General features: G+C 37.3%; 3 protein-coding genes. 2 read left to right on the forward strand and 1 reads right to left on the reverse strand.

The genetic code is table 11. The features are described from left to right. On the reverse strand, positions 1–1459 hold a 1459-nt coding region (locus ACOVO2_RS21600), incomplete at its 3' end, for a glycogen/starch synthase (protein ID WP_421771977.1). Between the two features lie 195 nt (positions 1460–1654). Here ACOVO2_RS21600 and ACOVO2_RS21605 point away from each other — a divergent pair. Beyond that, a complete protein-coding gene (locus ACOVO2_RS21605) occupies positions 1655–2560 on the forward strand; it encodes a DMT family transporter (protein WP_421771978.1) in 906 nt (301 codons plus the stop codon). Between the two features lie 132 nt (positions 2561–2692). Beyond that, complete coding sequence (locus ACOVO2_RS21610; RefSeq protein WP_421771979.1) at positions 2693–3616, forward strand: hypothetical protein; 924 nt, start codon at positions 2693–2695, stop codon at positions 3614–3616. Positions 3617–3635: the final 19 nt, after the last annotated feature.

Genomic DNA, 3635 nt, shown 5'->3' on the forward strand with positions numbered 1-3635 from the left:
GATTGGTTGGGGAAATGAAATCTGGGTGATACACAAATTTTACTCGGTCTTGCTCATGGTTGAGTAAGTTGGTTTCTTTCAAATAATCAGTAATATCATCTGGTTGTTTGAGTAAGTGTGTTACGGTATGTGGTAGTTTTTTGGTTTTCCAAGTCTGAATCGTGCGACGTAGGCGAAGTCTCCAATATTCATCCACAAATTCATTCAAATCCGGTAGATTGGGGTCGTCGTTTGATGCCGAGGCGTGGAAAAGATGCTCACCGATTTGCTTTTCGATTGATTCACAAGTCTGACGAATTTCCTCCATTACGGCTCTCGACTGCAACACCTCTGGGTCAATCGAATGTACTGGATTTTTAGTGATAATAAACATCACAACTGTAGTATCAATACCTGCCTGTACGAGTTTGAAATTGAGTCGTTTGAGGGCTTCGAGCGTAAGGTCATAACCCTTATTGCGGAATTCATAACGCCCCGAAGTGAAGAAATAAAGTGTATTATCTAAATCCCACGAATAACTTTGGAAAAAATGCCCCATCACAAACTGATGGATTTTTTCTTTGTATTTCATGTGTAGATTCTGGAATTCGTGCGTAGCCGCAAAACGAGTTACGTTTAGGCCGTTTGGTAAAATCAAATCGCATGTTCTTCCAAAAAACACCTCACATTCTTTGGCAGTAACATCACTCACAGTCGTGAGTACATGAGATTTTTGGGCAGCCAAGCGTTCGATCTTCGCTTGGGCTTCGATTCCATAATTTTTAGCTTCGTAGTCCCAATCATATCCCGATAACTTTTCGTAGAAATCAGCCTCGTTTCCGGCAATATAACGCCCAAGCATAGTTGCGTGAGTTGTGAAAACGGTTGAAATCGGCACGTTATCAGTGCGAATATCTATCAAGGCTGTTGCGGCCATCCACTCGTGGAAGTGAGCCACAATATCATTTTTATGACCGTAAGTTTCACCAAATTCAGTTAAAAATACACGAATCATTTCGCCGAGAGCAATTACTTGGTCAACGAGCGGCTCGGCATTGAGTGTAGAAATTTGGTGTCTTTCCCAAAGTTTAAATTTAAAATCATTGGTATTTTTTAGAAGAGCTTTAAAATCAAGTAATACAATTTTTGGCTTACCTGTTACGAGCCAACGACCATAATGAGCATCAAAGCCCATTTCTTGCATTTTCTTAACGGTTTTACCAAACGGCGATTCGTCGAGGTCGGCGATTGGCTCAAATTCTATCATTGCCGTATTCGGAAAATATGGCCCAACGAGACAATAATTTTCGCCCCACTCTTCTACCATCGAAGGCACTTTTGAGCGAATAACGGTATAAATTCCCCCTACTTGGTTGCATACTTCCCAAGCTATTTCCATCAACATTGGCTTCTTTTGTTCGCGTGGCTTAATACTAATGGTTTGTTCTGATTCTTTCTTTAATTTTGCTTTGGTTGCCATGTTGGTTAAAAAAATGGTAAAACATTGGGTTGAATTAGCTCAAAAAATTTAATAATAGCAATAAAAAATTTAACTTTTCGAACATTTCTAACCTCAAAAGTTAAATTTTGGACATTCTGCTATTTTTTATATAAATTTCTTTTAGCAAATCTATCATATTCGTCGGTTCATTCTATTAATATTAGGTTATTTTTTATGCCCAAACGCTCAAATTATTGGTTAGGAGCTGGATTAGTCTTTGGGGCAGCGTTTGGTTTTGCTTTAAAAGGAATCTTCATTAAATCAGCTTACGAGTACGGCATTGATACAATTTCGCTGCTTTCGCTCCGATTTTTGTTTTCGGTACCGTTCTACATTTTTATTTTATGTCGGAAAAGAATCCAAGAAGCATCTCATCCACAAGTGCCGATAATTACTTGGCTAAAACTCTTTGCAGTTGGTTTTATCGGCTATTATGTTTCGGCGTATTTCAATCTTTTGGGTTTAAACTATATCACGGCTAGTTTAGAGCGGATTTTACTCTTTGTCTATCCAACATTTGTACTGATTCTGCGAGCGATTTTCCTCAAAAAAAGAATAAGCCGCCTACAATGGTTGGCACTCGGCATTACCTATCTCGGAATCGTGCTGGCATTCTTGAAAAACTTTGATGCACATCAACAAAAAGATATTAGCTTGGGTGCTTTTTGGGTAATCTTTAGCGGATTTACCTATGCTTTTTATCTCATTAGTAGCGATGGCCTCATTGCCCAACTCGGCACAACCCGCTTTACTTCGTGGATCATTATTTCGGCACTTTTCCCAACGCTCATTCATTGTTATGCAGAAAACGGCCTCGATATTTTTAATTTTCCGATGCCGGTTTATATCATTTCGATGTCAATGGCCATTTTCTCAACAGTTTTGCCAACTTTCATGTTATCAGAAGGAATCAAACACGTAGGTTCGGGCAATGCCTCAATCATTGCAAGCATTGGGCCTATTTTTACGATTTTTTTGGCAACAGCATTTTTGGGCGAAAATATCTGGCTCGAACAAATCATCGGAACATTTTTCGTCTTAATTGGTGTGTTTTTAATAAGTTGGAAAGGCAAAAAGTAAGCATTAAAAATCACACACCTGCAGAAACTTATCATGAGTCCGCTTAATAACTAATCATTAACATTCAATCATTACATAATTACCATACAATTTGCTTAATTTTGAATGATTAATCACAACATACTTTAAAGAATGAAATATTATTACATTATTATCTTTAGTCTATTATTTACGAGTACGGCTTGCACTGATAAAAAAGACCAAAAGCAAATACAGTTATCTGATAGCGAGGAATTTAGAAAATATTGGTTTTCGAATAAAGCTGAAATCAGCAGTTATGATTTACAGCAAGCTCAGTATGGAAATATCAATCAAGGAGAGGCAGTGATGGTATTTGTGAATGAAGATTTTCGATTAGATAAGCAAGTAAAATTAGAATCCGATGCAAAAGAAATTGCCACACCAGTATTGAAGCTAAATTTTATTAAGAAGTTTATTACAGGTATTTATGATTATTCGATGTACACCTCGGTGTTTACACCTATTCAGACCAATACTTTTCCGGCTACACTAAAGGTTTCGAATACGAACCAAGAATGGTGTGGGCAGAGTTTTTTACAACTCAACTATCATCAGAATGGCTATCAGGTGATCGGAAAATCGTATTTTGAAGAAGAGGTTTCGGAAGAATGCCACATTGATTATGCAATACTGGAGGACGAACTTTGGACAAAGATAAGATTACTGCCTCTCGATCAACTGCCACAAGGTAATGTTTTAATGGTTCCGAGCATGACATCATTACGTCTGCGTCATAAAAAAGTTCAGGCTGAAATGACCAAGATTAAACTCCAACCTTATAAAGGAGATTCGACATTTAAAGGCAAAGATTTAATGGATTATCAAATATATTTTCCTGAAAGCCAACGAGATTTAAGAATTATCTTCGAAAAAGGGTTTCCTCATCATATTGTCGGCTGGGAAGATACCTACGAATTAAGAAAAAAGAAACTTACCTCAAGAGCAGTATTAAAAGCAACCATTCAAAATGCTTATTGGGAGAAAAATACGCCCGCTGATACCACTTATAGAAAACTTTTGAAGTTGAAATATTGAACGTGTACTTTTGTATAAG

The sequence above is a fragment of the Emticicia sp. genome (assembly GCF_049241225.1).
Classification (GTDB): Bacteria; Bacteroidota; Bacteroidia; order Cytophagales; family Spirosomataceae; genus Emticicia.

Excerpts from the sequence above, each read along its gene's own strand:
- ACOVO2_RS21605 (WP_421771978.1), top strand. The coding sequence starts at position 1,655 with ATGCCCAAACGCTCAAATTATTGGTTAGGAGCTGGATTAGTCTTTGGG.
- ACOVO2_RS21610 (WP_421771979.1), top strand. The coding sequence starts at position 2,693 with ATGAAATATTATTACATTATTATCTTTAGTCTATTATTTACGAGTACG.